Source organism: Sulfurospirillum sp. (assembly GCF_036802865.1).
In the GTDB taxonomy this organism is placed as follows: domain Bacteria; phylum Campylobacterota; class Campylobacteria; order Campylobacterales; family Sulfurospirillaceae; genus Sulfurospirillum.
In genome coordinates this window covers 238,617-260,974 of sequence record NZ_DAIRVK010000005.1, presented here as the reverse complement: position 1 = coordinate 260,974, position 22,358 = coordinate 238,617, and the positions used below count along the sequence as shown (strand labels likewise).

The following is a 22,358-nucleotide window of genomic DNA, read 5'->3' as shown; positions in this document are numbered from 1 at the left end:
CAGCTGCTGATCATCTCTCTAGGCTAGCTGAAAACCTTAACAACAAGCTTAATCAATTCCGCTCTTAATCTTCCTTTTATGGGGTAATGTAATTATACTTTACCCCACATCTCTACATTTTCATCTTAATGGTATAATACGCGCAAAAATGTAATAAGGTATTTATTTGGCACTTTTAGATTTAATCGGCATTAGTAAAGCATACGAAACACAAAAAATTTTAACAGACGTTGATTTTTCTCTGCACGAAGGTGAACGCGTTGCCATCATTGGTAAAAATGGTGGTGGTAAATCAACCCTTATGAAGATCGTTTTTGGCTCATTGGAAGCAGATGAAGGAAGACGAATTCTTCAAAAAAATATTAAAGTAGGCATGTTAGACCAGACACCTCGTTTTAAAGAGGGAATGAATGTTAAAGAAGCGATTGAAGAGGAACTTAAAGAGCTCAAAACTGCACGTCTTCGCTATGAAGAAGTCATTAAAACTTTAGAACATGACTATCATAATGAAGCACTCCTTACAGAACAAAGCCAACTGGTTACTTTCTTAGACCTACATGATGCGTGGAGTTTGGATGAAAAAATAGAACAAGTTTTGCAAGAGTTCGATCTCAAACAGTTTGAACAAAGCGATGTCAATCTCTTAAGTGGAGGTGAACAGCGTCGAGTTACACTTGCAGGTTTGATCCTTCAAAAACCTGATATTCTTTTATTGGATGAACCAACCAACCACTTAGATGTTTATATGGTTGAGTTTTTAGAACAGATGGTTTTAAAGTCAAAATTCACCTTACTTTTTATCTCACATGATCGTTACTTTATCGATCATATCGCAACACGGACCATTGAAATTGATGATGGAAAAGTAAGAAGCTTTGACGGAGGCTATGAAAATTACCTGATATGTAAAGAACAACTCATACTCTCTTTACAAAAACAGCACGATAATTTACTTAAATACCTCAAAGGCGAAGAGGAATGGCTTCAGCGTGGCGTCAAAGCAAGACTTAAACGTAATGAAGGGCGAAAACAGAGAGTTTTTGAGTTGCGTGAATCTGCCAAGAAAAACCCTGCACTCGTGCGTAAACTCAAACTTGAGTTAGAGCGTGAAAAGCATAACTTCAATGGTGAAAAGATTATCAACAAGCAAAAAATGCTTTTTGAGATGTATAACGTTTGTAAAAAACTTGGAGATAAACTCCTTATTAAAGACTTTAGCGCTCGTATTTTGCAAAAAGATCGTATTGCCATTGTCGGGAAAAATGGTGCTGGGAAATCAACACTTCTTAAAATTTTTCTAGGTGACATGAATGTGGATAGTGGCAACTTTGATAAGGGAGAATTTAAGGTTGGTTATTTTGATCAACAACGCATGATGCTCGATGACAATAAAAATCTTATCGAAACTTTTTGCCCCAATGGTGGAGATCGTGTAGATGTTAAAGGTAAAAATCTCCATGTTTTTGGCTACCTCAAAGATTTTCTTTTCCCAAAAGAAGACTTAAACAAAAAAATTGGCATACTCAGCGGTGGTGAGAAAAACCGTGTCGCCTTAGCCCTACTCTTTTCACAAGATGTTGATTGTTTGGTTCTTGATGAGCCAACCAATGATCTTGATATTCCAACGATCAATATTTTAGAAGAGTACATCCAAAGCTTTGGCGGTGCCGTTATCTTTGTAAGCCATGACCGCTATTTTGTCGACAAAATTGCTGGGAAACTTTATGTCTTTAAAGGTGAAGGAATCATCGAAGAGAGTTACCAAAGTTACAGTGAATACTTAGAGATTGAAAAAGAGATTAAAGAACTTGATGCGATGGAATCAAACCAAGCTGCTCCTTGGGTTGAAAAAGAAGAGACTAAAATACAAAAAACAAAAGAGACAACGCCTACAAAATTAAGTTACAAAGAACAACGTGCTCTTGAAACACTGCCATTACAAATTGAAGCACTTGAAGATGAAATTAGTTCCATAAAGAAGTGCCTTGAAGATCCAGAGTGCTATCAGCAAATGGGACTTACAAAACTCAGTCAAACCTTAGAAGAGAAAGAAGCTCTTTTAGAGCCGATGATTGAAGAGTTATTGGAGATAGAAGAAAAAGTAGAAATGATGCAAAGAGGCTAAGCCTCCTTGCATTATGCTTTAAAAGTTGAAAGTGTAGAGTCTAGATTTTGTGAAGATTCCAACATTGTTTGAGAGATATGTGAAAGTTCCACCGCAATTTTTTCATTGTTGTCCGATAAACTGAGTGTCCGCTTCATCTGTTCCATCATTTGATTTGTCAAATGTGAAATTTCAACCACTTTTTTGGAAGCTTTTTTAGAAACTTCTATAGATGCAAGCGTACGATTTTTAGTCTCTTCTGTGGCACTTTGCACATCAAAAGCATTATGTGAAATATGACTAATGTTTTCAGCGTTTATTTCCATATGCGTACTAAGCTGTGTGACACCTTGGACAATGACACTAATTGTAGCGTCGATTTCAGCAAGTGCTTTTTGGGTTCGCTCTGCAAGCTTACGCACTTCATCGGCAACAACAGCAAACCCACGTCCATGTTCTCCTGCACGTGCGGCTTCAATCGCAGCATTAAGGGCAAGTAAATTGGTTTGATCAGCAATATCTTTAATCATAGCCAATACACCTTTGATTTGATCCGTTTGAGAGACAACATTTTGAATTTGATGTGCCATCTCTTGCTCAGAATCACTGGCACCATTAATTTTTTGAACCACTTCATTGAGTGAAATACTCATTTTTTCCAAGACACTAAATGATGCGCTGTTATCTTCAACAGTATGAATGGCAAGCTCTTCGGAAAGATCTAGATCGGCTTCAATGTCTTTCATCAAATCAAAAGACATCTTAATTTGATGTGCTTGTTCAACCACTCCTTTTGAAAATTCTAGAGCGTTATCATTTAGTGTTTCACCTGTATGTTCAACATTTTGTGAAATTTTTTGTGAGCTCAAAATAATAGATTGAATTTTTTCAATGAAAATATTGATGTATTTGGCAATATCACCCATTTCATCTTGACTCTTGATTTGTACACGTGCGGTTAAATCGCCATTTCCACTTGAAAGGTCATGTACACGCTCCATAAGTATCGCTAAAGGATCTCCAACCACACGTTTGAGGACAAGCATAATTAAAACTGAGGTTACAAGTAATGAAAATGCAAAAATGCTGATAAGTTCCCAGCTTACTTCACTAATATAAGCATCAATTTCAGAAAATGAGAATGTCATATCCATGACACCAAGTACATCCCCTTTTTGAGACGTAGCATGACAGGCTAGACAATCTTGCTCAGCAACCAATGGTTTTAAAAGTCTTAAACGATGACCTTTGTCATCATCAAGTGTCATGTTTTGTTGTTTTGGGTTTTTAAAAATATCGACAACTGCAACATCGGTTGATGGTTTAGCATTAATGCCAAAGGTATCGATAACGACTTGAGATTGGTGTATTTTAAGCTCTTTAATCCCTTTCATCTCTCCCGCATCTTGCAATGATTTTTCAATCAAAGCACGATCTCCCAGATTCATAGCGGCACGTACCGTCTGGAAAACCGATTGGCTCAGTAAATTTAAGTTATTTTCACTTTGAATTTGAGAAGATTTTTTAAATTCACTGACAATGAAAAACTGTAAAACAATAAAACTCACCAATAATAGAGGAATCAGCGTTAAGCCGATTTTTAGGCCTATACCTTTGCGCATGTGTAGGCCTTTCTAACATTCATAATTTCAACTAAATTCATGTCGTCTAACATAGTGTATAATTCTTCACAGCCCACATTTACCTGTAAGTTCATTTTATCCATTTTGATTGACTTAATTAAAAAACCAATGACAGATGAAGTAATGATAAAAGAGTCTTTAATCATCAGATTGATGATAGCATCTGGGTGCTGTTCATGCGTTTTTCGGATTGCCTCTTTAATAGCCTGTGCATTTGCAATTGTCTTGATAGTGCCCGTAACAAGAATTTCTACATGCTCACGGTGCACTTTGGTTACTAAATCCATCTCGCCTCCAAAAACAAAAATCAACTTTTATTATAGTATATATTTTTGTTATTTAGATATTAATAGATATTGAAAGTGACACAATTTAGCCACATAGCTCCGTTTTGACACGCTCACTCGCCATTGAGATATTCCAAGCGGGTTCCCAAACAATTTCAATGTCACAATTCTGCACACCTTCAATCTTTAAAACAGCATCTTTTGTCCATTGTTGAATAAGTTCATGCAAAGGACATCCCTTTGTTGATAGTGTCATAGTAACATACACATTTTTTTCTTCTTCTATTTTAACACCATAAATTAATCCTAATGAAACAATATCAAACCCAACTTCGGGGTCAATAACAGTTGATATAGCATTATAAACATCTTCTTCAGTTATCATCATTTACTCCTTAATTTTGTAATTAAATGCATAAACAGCATTAAAAGCTACCAAACTCAATGATATCAGTAGCAACAGACTTCCTATGAAAAAAAGCTTTTCTAACGATAGAACGACACCACAACAAAGTGCCAAAACAGAGGCAAAAAGCATCCATGTCTGAGCATCTGCAATTTTGGTATGAATCATTTGATGTAAAAGTGGCACTTTTTGTTTTCCTACCAAAGGTGAAAACTTCTCATACCAGATCAAAAAAGGCAAAATTTTATAAATATGCCCAACAATAAAAGAGAGTAAAAAACCAAAAAAGAAAAGCACTCCAGCAAGGATACCAATAACACTATTTCCTAAAAGAAAATAGAATGCACATGCAAACATAGAAGCTACTAAACACAATAATGCAAAAACAATATTTTTTGCCCAATAATCATTTTGTTTACGCGCTCGTTGTTTAAAGATAATACTGATCTGTACAACAAAACATCCAATAGCTGCCATCATAAGAACGACTGCAATTGATTGAACCCAAAAAGGTAATTGGGCTATTAGAGCAACCATACATAAAGCCGTGCCAAAAGTATGAAGGTAAAAAGCACGTGTAATCCATGTTTCTTCAAAACCATGAGAGAGTGAAAACATGGGTATTAAAACCATTGCAACACCCATAACAATCATCATGACAAAGCCACCAAGTGTTCCTATGATATGTGCTTTAACCCAAACATCAATGTCAATAGACAAAAGACCATGCCCCAAACTAAGACCTATAAGGAGACCTAAACTCACAGATATAATCAAAAAAATCGTGCCGATGAGCAAAAACTTACCCACAAGCGTAATCTTTTCTAAACGATAAAATGTCAAAAAAACATTCAAACAAAAAATAAGCATAGACAAATAGGTAATAACGGCACCATAAGGAATAAGTAGATGAAGTTCTGCAAAACTAAACCCACTCACCATCAATGAAAAACCAATAATGTACATGTAAAATTGAACATAAGCAAAATCTTTAGAAAAGATCGGAGCTTCAAGAACAACTGGCAAAAGTTGGTACATTGCACCAAAGATAACCATCATCACAAAACCAAGCAAATAGAGATGCGAAAAAGCTGCCAAGGATGATGAGATAATATAGCCTGTAATATCAGCACTCATAAACAAAAGTGCTATACCACTCAGACTCAAAAATACAATACCAGCAATAAAAAAATGTGCTACCAACACAAAGGGAGGTGCCATTTCAGTCGCAAGTGAGACTTTCATGAGATTAACCAGCACACTTTTTTTGGCTTAAATCTACGGTGTCACTTATACCTTCTTTGTATGAGAAAACAAGCTGGAGTTTCCCGCCTTCAAGCTCCGTGACATCAATGTCGTAAAAAGATTGTACTTTGGCAAGTAAGCCCACGGGAGAGCGATGGTTGATCATGACTACTTTTTTATGAGCATTGTCTAACAGTTCAAGCGCAATCATCGCATTGACCATTGGTTCAGGGGGAACACACAAAGATGTATCAAAGCTTATATATTCAATGCCATCTTTTTCATATGAGAAAAAAGGAACCGTTGCATTTTCTACATGTAAAAGTTTTGCGTCATGGGGATAGTTGTCTGGAGTCATCATCGTTTCATCCTTATAAATTTTATGAAACTATAATGGAATGTTGCGGTAATTTCCTTAACCTAGATCAAGAAAAAGAGAAATATTGTCTTAATTAAAAAGATATGAGCAGAAGAGCCCTAAAAAAGGCTCTTCCAAAATATTTTAATGTAAAAAGTGTCTCACACCTGTAAAGTAAAGTGCCATGCCATACTCGTTCGCAGCAGCAATGACATCTTCATCACGAATGCTTCCACCTGGTTCGATGATCGCTTTAACGCCTGCCGCAGCAGCTGCTTCAATACTATCACGAAATGGGAAGAATGCTTCGCTCGCAAGTGCTGCACCACTCACATCAATGCCCATATCTTCGGCTTTGCGTAAAGCAGCCTTCGCAGCATCCACACGACTCGTCATACCCATACCAATAGCTACCATTGCGCTGTCTTTAACATAAACAACACAGTTTGATTTAGTAAGGCTTGCAACTTTATACGCGATTTCAAGATCACTCAACTCTTGCTTAGAAGCTGTTCGTGTTGTTAAACATTTTGCATTTGTAATTTCATCATCATTCACCATATCGCTCTCTTGGAACACAAAACCACCATCAACGTGTTTAAAGTCATATGCATCTTCGCTAAGAACAAGGTATTTGCTCTCTTGCGTAAAGATTTTGATACGTTTTTTAGCGTCAAAAACATGTAACGCATCTTCATCCACATTTGCAGCAATAATGACTTCCACGAAAATCTCGTTAATTTTCTCTGCAAGTGCTTTATTAAGCGTTCCATTGATGGCTACAACACCACCATAAGCAGACACAGGGTCACATTTAAGTGCTTTCACATAACTGTCTAACAAATCTCCGCCAATAGCGAAACCACAAGGATTTGCATGCTTAATAATACACACCGCTGGAGCATCACCAAATGAAGCAGCAATTTTAACAGCACCATTAATGTCTGTCATATTGTTAAAGCTAGCTTCACCTTTGAGAGTTTTAAAGTTATTGGTAAAGAAGTAATCAAACTCGTATAAAGAGCCCTTTTGATGAGGGTTTTCACCATAACGTGTATCGAACGCTTTGGTTCCAACGATGAACTGTTTCTCACCAAACCCGTTGTTAAAACGTTTGTTCATATAGTTTGCGATCATACTGTCATACGCACCGGTATGCTCAAACGCTTTAATCATCAAATCTCTTCTAAATTCTAAACTATTTGATCCCGATTTAAGTGCCTCAACGACTTTATCATAGTCTAAAACATCAGTAACGATCAGCACATCTGCAAAGTTTTTCGCTGCACTTCTGACCATCGCAGGACCGCCGATGTCAATATTTTCAATAATTTCATCAAAATCTTCCGTCTTTGCAATCGTCTCTTTAAACGGATAAAGATTGACACAGACAAGATCAATGCCCTCAATACCATGCTCTTTTGCCACTTCAACGTGCGCAGGTAAATCTCTACGGTGCAAAATACCACCGTGAATCATCGGATTAAGTGTTTTTACACGTCCATCAAACATTTCAGGAAATTTAGTCACTTCACTGATTTCAAGAGCCTTAACACCCTCTTCTTTTAATAACTTATAGGTTCCACCCGTTGAGACAATCTCAAAACCCAATGACACCAAATCCTTGGCAAACTCGACAATACCCGTTTTATCGCTGACACTAATTAACGCTCTCACACTCGTCCTTTTTGGCATGTTAAATATTTGTTTATTTATTTATTTTACAATACGTTGGTTTTAGTAACGATTAAATACAATACCCAAAAATTTGGAGCCTTTAATGTCCCAACCACAAAAGTCGTCAAATCTTCTCTGGACAACACTGTTCTTGTGTTGGCTTACAGCGATGATTGCAACACTGGGAAGTCTTTTTTTCAGTGAAATCATGTTCTTTCCACCCTGTGTTATGTGTTGGTATCAGCGCATTTGTATGTACCCACTGGCTGTGATTTTTCTCGTCGCACTTTTTTCAAACGATAAAAGCGTTTTCAAATACGCAATGCCCCTCGTCTTACTCGGGCTTTTCTTTGCTATTTATCACAATTTACTTTATTTTGGCATCGTGCCAGAAACGCTTGCTCCTTGTTCACAGGGTGTTTCATGTACCAGTGATTACATCAATTGGTTTGGATTTATAACCATTCAACTGCTCTCTTTAGTTTCATTTGTGATTATTTTTCTATTACTACTATTTTTAAAACGAAAGGCTTCTTAAACTTATGAAAAAACAGACCCTTATTATTGCATCGCTCTTTGTACTTGTTCTTCTTTTTGTTGGAGGAAGTTATCTCTATAAAAAAGCTGACCATTCCGTTTCTAACGAAAATGCTTCTGCTCTTGTAAGACCTTACGCTTATGTTCTTGGAAACCCTAACGCCAAAACAACCATTGTTGAGTTTTTCGACCCAGCATGTGGTACGTGTAAAAGTTTTTACCCTTTTGTCAAAAACATATTGAAACAAAATCCTGACAAGCTCAAACTGGTACTGCGTTATGCACCGTTTCATACGGATTCATACTATGTTGTACAAATGATTGAAGCAGCACGACTACAAGGTAAATACCTTGAAGCCATTGAAGTCATCTACAAATACCAAGACAAATGGGCAAGCCACGGTACCCCAAATATTGGGCTTATTTGGACTTTTTTACCCGAAGTGGGAATTGATATTGAAAAATTAAAAGACGATATGAAAAAACCTGAGATAGATGCGCTCATCAAACAAGATATCGCTGACACCAAAACCCTTGGAGTTAAAGCAACCCCAGAGTTTTTTGTTAATGGCAAGCCTCTTATCAAATTTGGTAAACAAGAACTAGAAGATCTTATAAAATCCGAACTTTAAAAATTACCCCTGACGTGGAGGTGTGATTTCATTGTAACCATGAAGTCTAATGTCTCTGCGTCTTTGGGCATCATGACAACGCCTCTTTTCCACATCACTTTCTGGCACTAAGGTAGGCACGGGAGTGGGTCTTCCGTTTTCATCAACAGCAACCATCGTGAAAAAACAGCTGTTTGTATGCGTTGCAATACCTTTTTGAATGTTTTCCGCAATGACCTTAATACCGACTTCCATCGATGTTTTACCTGTAAAATTGACACTCGCTAAAAACGTCACCAGTGTTCCAACAGGAATAGATTGTTTAAAAATAACTTGGTCAACCGACATCGTAACAACATAACCTCCACAATAGCGTGAAGCACACGCATAGGCAACTTGATCTAGAAGTTTTAAAAGGTCTCCTCCATGAACATTACCCGAAAAATTGGCTTTATCGGGAGTCATTAAAACAGACATACTTAAGGTGTGTTTTTCAAAAGGCGTGGATAGCATCTAATTTCTTTCCTTTTTTATCATTTCATACGCTTCATTGATCTCTTGAAGCTTAGTGGTTGCAGCGCCAATAATAGATTTATCTTTACCCTGCCCCATTAAAATATCGGGATGGTACTCTTTAACAAGGGCTCGATACTTCTTCTTAATACTTTCCATATCTTCACTCTCATTCGCGCCTAAAATCTCATAGGCATTTTTTATTCCAAACTGCTTTTGAGTGGCTTTGTTGGCATAAAATTGTTCAAAAGAAGCAATAAGCCTTTCAAAATCAGCACGTTTGACCTCCAACGCATTGGCAATGTCTTCAGTTATCATAAACTCTGCTTGAGAAAACTCATTGTCTATGAAAGCTAAATTGAGCAAATACTCCATCACTTTGAGACGTTTGGTATAGTCATTTTTAGTGAGTTTCAGGTACTTCTTGGAGATAATCAGCGTGTTGTCAAAACTTTGCATTTCTTGTTGATAAATCGCTTTAAGCTCTTCTCGTACACTGTCACTGTTTTCAAATACACGGGCAATATCGCTAAATGTTAGCTTTAAAAGCTCCGCTTCAAGCTCATTGACTCTGCCATCGGCTTTCGCTACTTTTGCCATGAGTGCGACTAAAAGCCCAGCTTCATGTTCACGCAGATCGCCTCGAAGCGTTTGCTTAATATCTACATTAATATGTTGATATGCCTCTGTTTGATAGTTCTTTGTCAATAAATAAAAGACAACAATAACTACTGCAATAATGACGTAGGTCATTTTTATTCCTTAATTTAAAATTTCAAAAATGATTAAGTCTATTTCGATAAAATCCATTCAAAGGTTCCACCCTTCCGAAAAGACTCCAAGGGAGGCTTCGATAAGATAGGTCGGGTGGTCATTTTTACTTCTTATAATGTTCAACAATCCTATCTTTAGTCATATTGTCTTCCTCTAAAATATACTTTTCAATAATTTCATAATATGAACTATCATTACGCTCGTATTTCCTAAAAATTGCCCAACTTATATAGTCAATAATTTGAAGATTTGCACTTGATGCACTGCAATGATGAAAAATATCATAACGAATTTTTAATTTATGATTTTTAATATAATCTCCAATACCTTCTTTTAAAGCTTTCATTTGGTTATTTTTATTGTTTCGCACTGGCAGACTATCAGTAATAATAATAAAGTTTTTTTTGATTTCTAGTTTATCAAGCAATCTTTCAATGGCAAATTTAAGATTATCGATATAAAATTTATCTCTTTCCTCTCGCTTACTTGGTAAAACTTTCGATTTTTCCAAAATATACGAATACACTTTAACAGCTTCGGGATTAAACGTCGAAATAATCGAAAATAAATCTTGCTTGATATACTTATTATCTTCGCATGCGTGAAACGCTTCAATATCAAGTCTCTTGCCAAGATGTGGATCTAAATTTCGCTCCAACAATTCATAACGGTAATTAGCGATATACTCATGCAGATTAAATGGTCGTGTCTTCACTAAAAAGCTAAACATATAGTAACGACTGCCTTTAGCCGAAAAATCCATATCACCTGCTTCATCTACAAAAATATAAACAATGTCATTGATTGTTTCAATAGGAACTTGAGTATTGATTGTAAATTTAATGTACGAAATATAAGGATATGAAAGACCCAATCCATTAAAAAGTGTCTGCAATAACTCTTTATCTTTTTTCTGTATAGAACTTAACTCTAAAAAATGATTAGGATGAACAAAAATATTTACTTCCCCATAAGGCTCATCATTCCAGTTTCTTACTTCATAATCTTCAAAATAGGCATTTTCTAATTTAACTGCTAAATCAAATCTATCTTTTTTTCTAAGGATATTTTGTACAATTTTTATCTTATCTGCACTCATTTTCACCTTTACATGTAAAACGTGGTTTATGAAAATATGTTACAATCATTACACTAAAAAAAAGGACAATTTGAATGTTTAATTTCGATGAGATTGTGGACAGAACGAAGACACCTTGCGAAAAATGGAACAAGTATAAAGAGCAAGATGTCATCCCTGCATGGGTGGCAGACATGGACTTTAAGTCGCCTCCTTGTGTTATTGATGCACTTCAACAAAGAGTGAACGAGGGTGTTTTTGGCTATACCGATATTGATGATGCGACCTATGATGCCATTATTTCTTTTGTAAAGCGTCACTACGACTGGGATATAAAAAAAGAGTGGCTCATCTTTACACACGGCGTTGTGAGTAGCATGAATCTTGCATGTCTGAGTGTAGAAACCCAGAGCGTTATGACCACAACCCCTATTTATCCGCATTTTATCAAAGCACCAAAATATGCCCATAAAGAAGTTTTAGCCATTCGTATGAAAGAAGAAAATAACCGCTGGGTACTGGATCTAGAAGCAATGGAAAAAGCAATCACCCCTACATGTAAACTCTTCATGCTTTGTAATCCTTACAACCCCGCTGGTACTATTTTTACCAAAGCTGAGTTAGAGCAGCTGGGTGCATTTTGCCTTAAACACGACCTTACCATTTGCTCAGATGAGATTCATGCAGACTTGCTTTTAAGCCCTAAATCTAGGCATGTTCCAATCGCTTCTTTGAATCTTGAACTTCAAGAACGAACCATTACACTGATGGCACCGAGTAAAACGTTTAATATTGCAGGGCTACAAGCCTCATTTGCCATCATTCCAAGTGCCGAACTTCGCAAAAGCTTTAAAAGAACGATGGGAAGTATGGTTGGAGGTATTAACCTTTTGGGCATCACCGCCCTTAAAGCAGCCTACCTTGAAGGCGATGCATGGCTGAATGAGCTTCGTATCTATTTGGCTGAAAATTTAAAAATGGTACAAACATTTGTGAGCAAAAATCCAAAACTCAAACTCTTAGACCAAGAGGCAACTTTTTTAGCTTGGATAGACGCATCAGCATTAAATGTCAAAAGCCCTTATGAGTTTTTCTTGCAACATGGCGTAGGGCTGAGTGATGGAGAACCATTTGGTGACAAAAATTTTGTACGACTCAATTTTGGAACACAAAAAAGTGTTTTAGAAACAATTTTAAATCGAATGCAAAAGGCGATGGATAGCCTATGTTAAAGTATTTTTTAGGGCTTTTAACAGCCCTTAGCCTTTACAGTGCCTCTACGCATATTGTCATTCTTGGCGATCCTCATCTGCCTGGTAAAAATCCACAGATGAAAGAGCACGTGATAGAGCATATCAATCAATGGAATAATGTTGATATGGTCGTAGCCATGGGTGATCTCTGCTCAAAAACGGGCACAGAAGAAGAATACACTTATGTCAAAGCTTATTTTTCAAAACTGACCAAGCCATTGTATGTTATTACAGGAAATCATGATTTTATCTACGCTGATACATTAGATGAATATGACAAACTACAACATGCCACACATCAGATTCAAGAAGAGAAGTTAAAACGTTTTCAAACCACATTTGCACTTCCAAAACTTTACTACAGTGTCATAAAAGAGCCTTATCTGCTTCTATTTCTCTCCGCAAATACACCAAGCCACCTTGCTGAACTCTCCGATGATGAGTTTAAATGGTTTGATCATACACTTCAAACCCATCCAACAATGCCAACCATTGTCTTTTTCCATGCACCGTTAGAAAATACATTGGAATCGTATAAACACTGGGTCAATACACCCGATTTTATAGCACAACCCAAAGAGAAAATTCAAACACTACTCCAAGGAAATCCCCAACTCTTTTTATGGGTGAGTGGACACACGCATACGCCTGCAACTGAACCTAGTTTTGCTGCTACTATCAACAAGTATGGACATGTCACCAACATCCACAACAGCGATATGAATAAAGAGGTTATTTGGACAAATTCTTTATTTTTAGAGGAAAATCATGTTAGTATAAAAACATATGACCATAGCCAACAAAAGTGGCTAGATACGCTTGAACGTCATATTGATATACCAAAATTTTAGGTAAAAATGGTTACTATTCCGCAGTTTTTTATGAGGATTTTGATGAAACAGTACCTACTTGTGCTTTGTTCTTGCCTGTTTTTACTCAGTGGTTGTGCCCAAAAAGAGTTTACACAAAATGCGCCCGAACTTCCACGCAAAGATGATACTCCAAAACGTCAAGAAATCATAAAAAATGCACTTAAGCATCAAGCTAAACACGATGGTGGAGATTGTTCAGGATTTGTCAGTCTTGTGAATAAAGAGAGCGATCAGCCCTACTTTACAACAGCAGAACTTAATGGATATTTTGAAGATGCAAGGCGTTCCCTTGCTATCTACAATCTCCTTGACAACCAAAATCGTCTCTACCAAGAAAAACCTAAAGTTGGAGACTTAGTCTTCTTTGCAAACACCGTCAAAAAATATGCCAAAGCGAAAAAAAGCGTTGATAACATAACGCATATTGGTATCATCACCAAAGTAGATTCTGATGATACTGTCTATTTTATTCACCACACTAAAGGAAAAAATTTGATTAGCCAAATGAATCTTAACTATCCAACAGTCGCGATGTATGACAATAAAGCCGTCAACTCTTACATGGAAAAATGCCCTAGAAATGAGGGATCACAATGCCTAGCCCCTGCTTATTTTAGTGCTTATGGGAGAATAAAATGAAAAAATGGTTTGCTTTTAGTATCGCCGCTCTTTTATTCACAGGATGTGTAACAACAAACAATGTTGAAACACCGGTCAATCCTACGGCTAACAACACCCCAGCAGAGCCTAAAATGTACCTTGGTGAAAAACCTTCCAACAACTATTTCCTAAAACAAGAGCGTGAAAGTTTTGACTTGCGCCCTATGCCTGAACTTTCCAGACGTGAATCTATTGTTCACAACGCATTGATGTATTTAGGTAAACGTGATGGAGGCGACTGCTCTGGCTTTGTAAGTCTTATCAACTACAAAACAGGAACACCTTTTTATCAAGAAAAAGAGTTAAGTCAAAGTTTTGATAATGCACGAAAATCACGCGCAATGTTCAATCTTATGTCTAAAAAGGGAAATGCTTTTGAGACAACATTGCCCAATATTGGCGATCTAGTCTTTTTTGAAAATACCGAGCGAAAACCTGCCGTAAAAACAAAGGGCAAAGGTAAAGGCAAAGAAAAAGTAGCGGTCAAACAACCTGCCGTTCAAGTGGCTGAAAATATTACCCATGTAGGAATTGTCACTAAAGTTGAGCCCGATGGAACGGTTGAGTTTATCCACCATTCCAATGGTAAAAATATCCTAGATTATATGAATTTTAATTACCCGATGCTCACCAATAAAGATGGCAAAGTCATCAACACATATATGAAACGTTGCCCTTCCCAAAAAGGTGCAGCACAACCACAATGTATGAATATCGCCTTTTTTGTGGCATACGGAACGTTTTAGGCTTTACATGTAACACAAGCCAAGCTTGTGTTACTCACATTAATACGTTTTAATGGCAGGTGGCTCATACGTATACATCTTCTTCAATAAACTCTCATAGTTATCATCCACATAAAATACATTTCGTGAGCGTTCTTGTAAAAATTTCTCAGTAACCATATGATCAAATAACTCTATAAGTTTATTGTAATAACCATTGATATTTAAAATACCACAAGGCTTTTGCAATAATCCAATTTGATTCCAGGTAAAGACTTCAAAAAATTCTTCCAACGTTCCTGGACCTCCGGGTAAAGCAATAAAGCCATCGGCTAAATCCATCATTTTTGCTTTTCGTTCATGCATATTCTCCACGCGAATCAGTTTGGTTAATGATTTATGGGCTATTTCTCGTTGTTCAAGAAATGCTGGAATAACACCGACAACAGAGCCACCTTCTTTAAGAATGGCATCTGCTATGGTTCCCATAATGCCAACACTTGCTCCACCATAAATCAATGAAATATTATTTTTTGCTAAAAACTGACCTAGTAAAATTGCTTGCTCTTTATAAATTTCACTTGCTCCAAGACTTGAACCACAATATACCGCAATGCTTTTCATTCATGCCCTTTTCATTATCAAATTTGAGCTAGAATAATATTCCTTTTCTAATTAAAAGAATTTATAATCATGGATGTAGCAATGGATTTAAATCAATTTCAAAAATTTGTTGAAGCTTACTATACGAAAAAAGGATGGTTGGATTTAAATATCTTTATTCGTATTGGTTTTTTATCTGAGGAAACAGGGGAAGTTGCACGTGCTATTCGAGCACTAGAAATTGGGCGTGATAGAGCCGATGAAGCTGTCAAAAGCTACGATGAGAATATACAAGATCTCACCGAGGAATTAGGAGACGTGCTAGGAAATATTGTTGTCATTGCCAATAAATACAATATCAAATTGGAAGATATTTTTAAAGCACATCAGGAAAAGCTAGAAAAACGCATGTAAGATCTAGCATTGAAAAAAGAGGTGCTTTCGCACCTCTTAAAGAGTTAAATATCTTGTTCAATAACTTCAGCAAAACGGTTGAAATAACGCTCTTTAATTGCTTCAACAGATTTTGAAATATCATTACACGTCAAATTTGATCCGCCAACCAAACCAATTTTAACAACGCTGATACCAATCTCTCTAGCCATTGCTTCAAAACCAGATTCATTGTTGACTTCAACGATAGCACGTGAGAAACTCTCTGCAAAAATATCTCTTACATCAGTAAAGGCAATACTTGCCGTAACACCCTTGCCACTTTTAGCTGCCATTTTAGCAAGAGCAAGAGCAATACCACCCACATTGACATCTTTGGCAGCGCTCACGTAGCCTTTTTTATTCGCTTCAACCACAAGTTCCCATAGTTTAAGCTCTTTGTCATAATCAAGAGGAGCCAGTGTACCTTCAACTGTACCAAACAGTTCTTTCATATACAAGCTACCACCAAAGTCACTTTTAGTCTCACCGATAAGATAAAGGCTAGCATCTTCTTTTTGGAAACTTGATGGAAGTGTTTTATTTGCATCATCATTAAGTCCTACCATAACAATCGCAGGGGTTGGGAAAACACCAATGCCATTGGTCTCATTGTAAAGCGATACGTTACCACTGACAACAGGCGTGTTAAGCTTCGCACATGCCTCTTTGATACCATAACAGCCCTGTGCAAATTGCCACATAACTTCAGGGTTTTCAGGATTTCCGTAGTTTAGACAATCTGTAATCGCTAAAGGACGTGCGCCACTCATTGCAACGTTTCTACCACTCTCTGCAACCGCAGCAGCAGCGCCCATTTTAGGGTCAATGTAGTTATAACGTGGGTTACAATCACTACTCATAGAAAGTGCTTTACCATTCTCTTTAATACGAATAACACTTGCATCAAGGCTTCCTGGTGCTTTAATTGTATTGGTTTGAACAGTTGAATCATATTGGTCAAAAATCCATGATTTATCGCTGACTTCGACGGAGTTTAAAAGGGTATCAAACGCTTTTTGGTTCTCTACTTTGGCAAAGTCATTAATCGTAGTATTTTTAATAGACGCTAAATAAGCTGGCTCTTTTGTTGGTCTATCATAAATAGGTGCTTGCTCGCTGACAGGTTGTACTGGCATATCTGCAACTCTCTCGCCATGCCAGAAGAGTTCCATATTTCCCGTCGCGGTTACTTCACCGATGATTTCAGCGTTTAGATCCCATTTTCTAAAGATCTCAACGACTTTGTCTTCATACCCTTTTTTCGCACAGATGAGCATACGCTCTTGTGATTCAGAGAGCATAAATTCAAACGGTTGCATACCCTCTTCACGCGCTGGAACTTTGTCTAAGTGCATAATCATACCGCTACCACTACGTCCTGCCATCTCGAATGAACTTGAAGTAAGACCCGCAGCACCCATATCTTGGATACCCACGATATAGTCGGTTTTAAAGAGTTCTAAACACGCTTCAAGTAAAAGTTTCTCAGCAAATGGATCACCTACTTGAACCGTTGGGCGAAGACTTTTGTTCGCTTCTGTAAAGCTATCACTTGCCATAACCGCTCCACCAAGTCCATCGCGACCTGTTTTAGAGCCAACATAAACAACAGGATTGCCAAGACCTTCAGCTTTTCCGTAAAAAATTTCATCACTTTTGGCAAGACCTAGTGTAAATGCATTGACAAGAATGTTACCATTGTAGCTCTCATCAAAGAATGTCTCACCACCAATAGTAGGAACACCCATACAGTTACCGTATCCGCCGATGCCTGCTACAACACCACGTACTAGGTAGCGTTGGTGATGGGATGTATCGTCATTGTTGGTAACATTACCAAAACGAAGTGAGTTCATATTCGCAACAGGACGAGCGCCCATCGTAAAGACGTCTCTTAAAATACCACCAACACCTGTTGCCGCACCTTGATAAGGCTCAATAAAACTTGGATGATTATGTGACTCCATCTTAAAGACTGCTGCCATACCATCGCCTACATCGATAACACCGGCATTTTCACCCGGACCTTGAATAACCCAAGGAGCTTTGGTTGGAAAACCATTGAGGTATTTTTTACTGGATTTGTAAGAGCAGTGCTCACTCCACATGGATGAGAAGATACCGATCTCTAGCATATTAGGCTCACGTCCTAAAATGTTCAAAATATTTTCATATTCGTCTTTTGTCAACTTATGTTTTTTTAACACTGCGTCTAAATTTTCCATGGATTGTTCGCCCTATGTGATGTAATTAAAATGGGCTTATTTTACACAAAGGGAGCTAAAAGTTAGTTTTGGCGAAAAGTTACCTCTAAATCTTCGGAACTCATAGGCTTTGCAAAAAGATATCCTTGCATACTATCGCACTTATTTTCGATCAAAAATGCTTTTTGATCTTCTGTTTCAACACCTTCGGCTAACACTTCAAGATCCAAGGTTTTACCAAGAGCAATAATGGCTTTTGAGATAGCTTGATCATCTTTATCCTGTGGTAAATCTTTAATAAATGAACGATCAATTTTAAGCTTATGTAACGGTAATTGTTTGAGATAACTTAAAGAAGAATAGCCTGTTCCAAAATCATCAATCGAAATTTTATAACCTAAGTTTTCTAACTTCTGCAATGTTTTGGAGACTTGTGTAGGATTGTGCATCAAACAACTCTCTGTTACCTCAAGTTCAATGTTAAGTGCGTTGACACCAACTTCTTGGCGTATAGCCTCAATTTTTTCAGCAAAATTTTCCTCTTCAATTTGAACACTAGAAATATTAATCGCAAGAATGCCGTTGAAAAAGCCTTTCTCTTGCCATTGTTTCATTTGCTCTAACGCTTTTTTAAAGATTAATGCTCCCAGCGAGATGATCAATCTCGTCTCTTCCGTTCTTGCAATAAAATCATTGGGCATGATGATCCCTTCTACGGGATGCTTCCACCGAACAAGCGCTTCTAAGCCTATCAATTCATTGGTACGAAGATTGATCTGTGGCTGATAATAAATGACAAATTCATCATTTTCAACAGCATGTTTAAGGTCATTATCAAGTTTTGAGGTATTTAACAGTTGTTCAGTCATTGACGTAGTATAAAAAACATAACTCTTTTGTAGATTATTTTTAGCTTCATACATTGCCGTGTCAGCATTTTTAAAAAGTGTTTCAAAACTTGAACCATCTTTAGGAGAACACGCTACACCCATACTTGCACTCACCCTAAACTGTTCAAATCCAATCTCAATAGGCGCATCTAAACTCTGTATCAACCTATCGCATAAAGTGCTTACATGCAAATAATTGCGTGTCAAAATAACAAATTCATCTCCACCTACACGTGCAATAAAATCAAACGCACTCAGTGATGATTTCAGGCGCTCTGCTACCACTTGAATAACTTTATCCCCTGTGGTATGCCCATACATATCATTGATTGTTTTAAAACGATCCAAATCTAAAAATAAAAAGCAGAGTTCAGGTTCATCAATCAGGTTTTTTTCAAGTTCTTGTTTCAGATAGACACGATTTGGAAGTTTCGTAAGAGGGTCATTCAGTGCTAAAAAAAGTATCTCTTTTTGTGCATTTTTACGATCACTGATGTCACGATGTGTTCCTGCAAGTCTTAAAACCACACCCGTTTTTTCATTACGTGCTACAACAGCACCTGAACCCTCAATCCAAACCCAATGACCATCAGCATGTCGCATACGAAATTCAATGATATATGGTTTATTGTTTCGTAGAGTATTTTCAATAGCTCTTTGTGCAATCATTTTATCTTCAGGATGAATTCGCTCAGACCAGTCTGTCACCTCTTCTTGTATATCTTCATGGGTAAGCCCTAAAAATGAGAGCCATCTATCGTTTACGATATGTGTATCATGAACATAATCCCAATCCCAATACCCAAGATCAGCACCTTGAATAACATATTCCAAGCGTTGCTCATGTTCTTTAAGCTTTTTTTGCATGGATTCAATGTGAAGAAGTTTTGCTTTAATCAATCCATAAAGAAGTAAAGAAGTTATAAGAATAAAAAAGAAGCCTTTATACGTTGAAAGTGTTGCAAATGCTGTAACATCATCAACAAAATATTCAACGGCATGATCGGAAAAAAAAATCCACAGTGCTGCAAAAAGAACATAAATAAGAACAATTCGTAATGGACTCATGCTAGCACGCATCAATAATCTCCTGATATCTCGTTTTCTACTTGGAGCTATTATACTCTACGTACATGACATTTATATTATTTTGATAAAAATTCAGATAAAATCCAACCTTAACTTAACTTCGAGGCGGTACCTTTATATGTTTGGAATGGGAATAGGCGAAATCCTTGTTATCGCAATTATTGCAATTATATTTTTAGGCCCAGAGAAGCTTCCTGAAGCTATGGTCAAAGGCGCAAAATTCTTCAAATCCTTTAAAAATAGTATCAATGATGTCAAAAGCAGTTTTGAGCAAGAGATGAAAATCCAAGAGCTCAAAGACGAAGCACTGACGTATAAGAAAAAATTGGATGAAGTAGCAACAAGTGCTCGTAAAGTCATTACATTTGATGAACTTGAAGAGATTAAAAAAACAACACAAGGTGTTAATGATTCTTTAAAAGAGTTAGAAGACAGTGTTAAAGAGAGTGTTACATTGGATACGACAGCAACATCTGAAATAGCATCTGAACCTATCCAAGTTCAAATTGTTGAGAAACCAAAAGAGACAAAAAAAGAGGATAATGTATAATGTTTGATGAGTTAAAACCGCATTTATCAGAACTTCGTAAAAGACTTTCCATTTCTCTAGTAGCTATCCTTGTGATGTTTCTTGTCTGTTTTTCATTTTGGCAGCCTATACTTGGATGGATGATAGCACCTCTTAAAGCCGTACTGCCAGAAGGTAGCAATGTCATCTTTACAGGTGTTCAGGAACCTTTCTTTACAGCAATGAAAGTTGCTTTTTTTGCAGGGTTTATTCTCTCGTTGCCTGTTATTTTTTGGCAATTTTGGCTTTTTGTCGCTCCTGGGCTTTACGATAATGAAAAAAAACTTGTTATCCCTTTTGTTTTAGCCGCAACAATGATGTTTGCAATGGGAGCCTCTTTTTGCTACTACGTCGTAGTGCCTCTTGCTTTTGGCTTTTTGATTGCTTTTGGTAGTGCCCTTTTTACAGCACTCCCTAGTATTGGCGAATATGTAGGCTTTTTCACAAAATTCTTAGTCGGCTTTGGACTCTCTTTTGAAATGCCTGTTGTCATCTTTTTCTTTGCAAAACTAGGACTTGTGGACGATAAAGGCTTAAAAGATTTTTTCCGCTATGCTATTGTCATTATCTTTACAATGGCAGGTATCTTAACACCTCCAGATATTCTTTCACAGTTTTTAATGGCAGTTCCGTTGTTACTACTTTATGGAATTTCTATTATCGTAGCCAAAATCGTCAATCCTTACGTTCCACCTGTTGAAGATGATGCAGAAGAAGAAAATGATGAAACCAAGAGTGAGGAATAACCGATCGATCCGCTTTTAAAATCAACGTACGACTACACGCTTCCACCAGAGCTTATCGCCACACATCCTGTTGAACCCAGAGATGAGGCGAGGCTTTTGGTGTTTGATCGCAAGAGTGGTGTTATAACACATACACTTTTTAAAAATCTCTTTCATTTTTTACCCTCAGATATTGCGGTACTGCTCAATGACACAAAAGTTGTTAAAGCACGTATTTTTGGTAAAAAAGAGAGTGGTGGAGACGTTGAAGTACTCCTCAATGCTCCCTTACAAGACAATCTTTACTCTGTTTATATTCGAGGAAGAGTAAAGCAAGGCACCAAGCTTTTTTTTGATGAAAATATGCAAGGCGAAATACAAGAACTTAAAGAGGATGGTACTCGTGTCATTGCCTTTAATCAAGGTGAAAAAGCACTGTATACAAAAGCTCTTTTTGATGTTTTAGAAAAAATTGGTCATATTCCACTTCCTCCTTATATCAAGCGCGAAGATACGAAAGATGATAGTGTCGATTATCAAACAGTTTTCGCGAAAGAACAAGGTGCGGTAGCAGCACCTACAGCGTCCCTTCATTTTACACCAACCATGTTTGAAGAGCTCAAACGTCGCTATGAAACACACTTCTTAACATTACATGTGGGAGCAGGAACCTTTAAACCTGTAGATGCTGAACATATCTTAGACCATGTGATGCACTCAGAAATTTACGCGATTCCCGCTCTGACATGCGAACTCATTGAGTCTTCTAAAAACATTCTTGCAGTGGGGACTACCGTGACGCGAACTGTAGAGTATTTTGCACGCACAAACATTCCTGTTGGTAAATGTGATCTCTTTTTGCATCCACAAAATTTACCCATACGTGTCAATCATCTCTTAACTAATTTTCACCTTCCAAAATCGACTTTGATTATGTTAGTGGCATCATTTGTGGGAATTGAAAAAACGCTAGAACTCTACGAGGAAGCCGTAAAAGAGAAGTATCGTTTCTTCTCTTATGGCGATGCAATGTTAATTATTTAATTAAAATTCTTACAGCACGCTAAAGACTACCTTAACACTGGGTTTTCCTTGGCGGAA

Annotated in this window: 23 protein-coding genes; 11 read left to right on the top strand and 12 right to left on the bottom strand. The window is 37.2% G+C overall.

From position 1 onward, the window contains the following. Positions 1-166 precede the first annotated feature (166 nt). Positions 167-2,125 carry an ABC-F family ATP-binding cassette domain-containing protein gene (locus V7Q04_RS11915; RefSeq protein WP_333805368.1) on the top strand — a complete coding sequence of 653 codons (1,959 nt, stop codon included), beginning with the start codon at positions 167-169 and terminating at the stop codon, positions 2,123-2,125. An 11-nt stretch (positions 2,126-2,136) separates the two neighbouring features. On the opposite strand, the gene V7Q04_RS11910 is transcribed toward V7Q04_RS11915, so the two are convergent. The 6 genes from V7Q04_RS11910 to purH all read right to left on the bottom strand — a co-directional run bounded on the left by V7Q04_RS11910 (position 2,137) and on the right by purH (position 7,720). Further along, positions 2,137-3,726, bottom strand: a complete 1,590-nt coding sequence (locus tag V7Q04_RS11910; protein WP_333805367.1) for a methyl-accepting chemotaxis protein — start codon at positions 3,724-3,726, stop codon at positions 2,137-2,139. Continuing rightward, positions 3,711-4,034 carry a hypothetical protein gene (locus V7Q04_RS11905; RefSeq protein WP_333805366.1) on the bottom strand — a complete coding sequence of 108 codons (324 nt, stop codon included), beginning with the start codon at positions 4,032-4,034 and terminating at the stop codon, positions 3,711-3,713. The genes V7Q04_RS11910 and V7Q04_RS11905 overlap by 16 nt, the downstream gene beginning before the upstream one ends. 85 nt (positions 4,035-4,119) lie before the next feature. Further along, on the bottom strand, positions 4,120-4,419 hold the full coding sequence (locus tag V7Q04_RS11900; protein WP_333805365.1) for a metal-sulfur cluster assembly factor: 300 nt from the start codon (positions 4,417-4,419) through the stop codon (positions 4,120-4,122). Positions 4,420-4,422: 3 nt separating this feature from the next. Further along, on the bottom strand, positions 4,423-5,685 hold the full coding sequence (locus V7Q04_RS11895; RefSeq protein ID WP_333805364.1) for a hypothetical protein: 1,263 nt from the start codon (positions 5,683-5,685) through the stop codon (positions 4,423-4,425). Positions 5,686-5,689: 4 nt separating this feature from the next. Further along, positions 5,690-6,046, bottom strand: a complete 357-nt coding sequence (locus V7Q04_RS11890; RefSeq protein WP_333805363.1) for a hypothetical protein — start codon at positions 6,044-6,046, stop codon at positions 5,690-5,692. 141 nt (positions 6,047-6,187) lie between these two features. Further along, positions 6,188-7,720: a bifunctional phosphoribosylaminoimidazolecarboxamide formyltransferase/IMP cyclohydrolase gene (gene purH / locus V7Q04_RS11885; protein ID WP_333805361.1), complete on the bottom strand. Its 1,533-nt coding sequence runs from the start codon at positions 7,718-7,720 to the stop codon at positions 6,188-6,190. Between the two features lie 103 nt (positions 7,721-7,823). On the opposite strand from purH, the gene V7Q04_RS11880 reads away from it, so the two are divergent. Both V7Q04_RS11880 and V7Q04_RS11875 read left to right on the top strand, forming a co-directional pair. Next, complete coding sequence (locus V7Q04_RS11880) at positions 7,824-8,258, top strand: disulfide oxidoreductase (RefSeq protein ID WP_333805360.1); 435 nt, start codon at positions 7,824-7,826, stop codon at positions 8,256-8,258. A 4-nt stretch (positions 8,259-8,262) separates the two neighbouring features. Continuing rightward, positions 8,263-8,889 carry a DsbA family protein gene (locus tag V7Q04_RS11875; RefSeq protein WP_333805359.1) on the top strand — a complete coding sequence of 209 codons (627 nt, stop codon included), beginning with the start codon at positions 8,263-8,265 and terminating at the stop codon, positions 8,887-8,889. A 3-nt stretch (positions 8,890-8,892) separates the two neighbouring features. On the opposite strand, the gene V7Q04_RS11870 is transcribed toward V7Q04_RS11875, so the two are convergent. The 3 genes from V7Q04_RS11870 to V7Q04_RS11860 all read right to left on the bottom strand — a co-directional run bounded on the left by V7Q04_RS11870 (position 8,893) and on the right by V7Q04_RS11860 (position 11,254). Then, positions 8,893-9,381, bottom strand: a complete 489-nt coding sequence (locus V7Q04_RS11870; RefSeq protein WP_333805358.1) for an acyl-CoA thioesterase — start codon at positions 9,379-9,381, stop codon at positions 8,893-8,895. Further along, complete coding sequence (locus V7Q04_RS11865) at positions 9,382-10,134, bottom strand: DnaJ domain-containing protein (protein WP_333805357.1); 753 nt, start codon at positions 10,132-10,134, stop codon at positions 9,382-9,384. 124 nt (positions 10,135-10,258) lie between these two features. After that, entirely contained in the window at positions 10,259-11,254 is a 996-nt protein-coding gene (locus V7Q04_RS11860; protein WP_333805356.1) for a DUF3800 domain-containing protein, read from the bottom strand. Positions 11,255-11,328: 74 nt separating this feature from the next. On the opposite strand from V7Q04_RS11860, the gene V7Q04_RS11855 reads away from it, so the two are divergent. From V7Q04_RS11855 to V7Q04_RS11840, 4 genes are read left to right on the top strand one after another with little or no spacing between them, the layout of a single operon-like run. After that, entirely contained in the window at positions 11,329-12,465 is a 1,137-nt protein-coding gene (locus tag V7Q04_RS11855; RefSeq protein WP_333805355.1) for a MalY/PatB family protein, read from the top strand. Next, positions 12,459-13,337 (top strand): metallophosphoesterase family protein, encoded by an 879-nt coding sequence (locus V7Q04_RS11850; RefSeq protein WP_333805353.1) that lies wholly within the window; start codon positions 12,459-12,461, stop codon positions 13,335-13,337. Before V7Q04_RS11855 ends, V7Q04_RS11850 begins: the two co-directional genes overlap by 7 nt. Before the next feature lie 42 nt (positions 13,338-13,379). Beyond that, entirely contained in the window at positions 13,380-13,997 is a 618-nt protein-coding gene (locus tag V7Q04_RS11845) for a CHAP domain-containing protein (protein ID WP_333805352.1), read from the top strand. Next, positions 13,994-14,764, top strand: coding sequence for a hypothetical protein (locus V7Q04_RS11840; RefSeq protein ID WP_333805351.1), 771 nt, complete (start codon positions 13,994-13,996; stop codon positions 14,762-14,764). The genes V7Q04_RS11845 and V7Q04_RS11840 overlap by 4 nt, the downstream gene beginning before the upstream one ends. A gap of 39 nt (positions 14,765-14,803) precedes the next feature. On the opposite strand, the gene V7Q04_RS11835 is transcribed toward V7Q04_RS11840, so the two are convergent. Further along, positions 14,804-15,367 (bottom strand): TIGR00730 family Rossman fold protein, encoded by a 564-nt coding sequence (locus V7Q04_RS11835; RefSeq protein ID WP_333805350.1) that lies wholly within the window; start codon positions 15,365-15,367, stop codon positions 14,804-14,806. Positions 15,368-15,436: 69 nt separating this feature from the next. Here V7Q04_RS11835 and V7Q04_RS11830 point away from each other — a divergent pair, with 69 nt between their 5' ends. Beyond that, complete coding sequence (locus V7Q04_RS11830) at positions 15,437-15,760, top strand: MazG-like family protein (protein ID WP_333805348.1); 324 nt, start codon at positions 15,437-15,439, stop codon at positions 15,758-15,760. A 44-nt stretch (positions 15,761-15,804) separates the two neighbouring features. Here V7Q04_RS11830 and purL read toward each other — a convergent pair whose 3' ends face one another. Together purL and V7Q04_RS11820 are read right to left on the bottom strand one after the other, a co-directional pair. Beyond that, entirely contained in the window at positions 15,805-18,006 is a 2,202-nt protein-coding gene (gene purL / locus V7Q04_RS11825) for a phosphoribosylformylglycinamidine synthase subunit PurL (RefSeq protein ID WP_333805347.1), read from the bottom strand. 62 nt (positions 18,007-18,068) lie between these two features. Further along, entirely contained in the window at positions 18,069-19,955 is a 1,887-nt protein-coding gene (locus V7Q04_RS11820) for a putative bifunctional diguanylate cyclase/phosphodiesterase (RefSeq protein WP_333805345.1), read from the bottom strand. Positions 19,956-20,082: 127 nt separating this feature from the next. On the opposite strand from V7Q04_RS11820, the gene tatB reads away from it, so the two are divergent. The 3 genes from tatB to queA are packed head-to-tail and all read left to right on the top strand — an operon-like array spanning position 20,083 to position 22,301. Further along, positions 20,083-20,514, top strand: a complete 432-nt coding sequence (gene tatB / locus V7Q04_RS11815; protein ID WP_333805343.1) for a Sec-independent protein translocase protein TatB — start codon at positions 20,083-20,085, stop codon at positions 20,512-20,514. Then, positions 20,514-21,278 carry a twin-arginine translocase subunit TatC gene (gene tatC, locus V7Q04_RS11810; protein ID WP_333805342.1) on the top strand — a complete coding sequence of 255 codons (765 nt, stop codon included), beginning with the start codon at positions 20,514-20,516 and terminating at the stop codon, positions 21,276-21,278. Before tatB ends, tatC begins: the two co-directional genes overlap by 1 nt. A 3-nt stretch (positions 21,279-21,281) precedes the next feature. Further along, complete coding sequence (queA, locus tag V7Q04_RS11805) at positions 21,282-22,301, top strand: tRNA preQ1(34) S-adenosylmethionine ribosyltransferase-isomerase QueA (RefSeq protein WP_333805373.1); 1,020 nt, start codon at positions 21,282-21,284, stop codon at positions 22,299-22,301. The last annotated feature ends 57 nt before the right edge of the window (positions 22,302-22,358 follow it).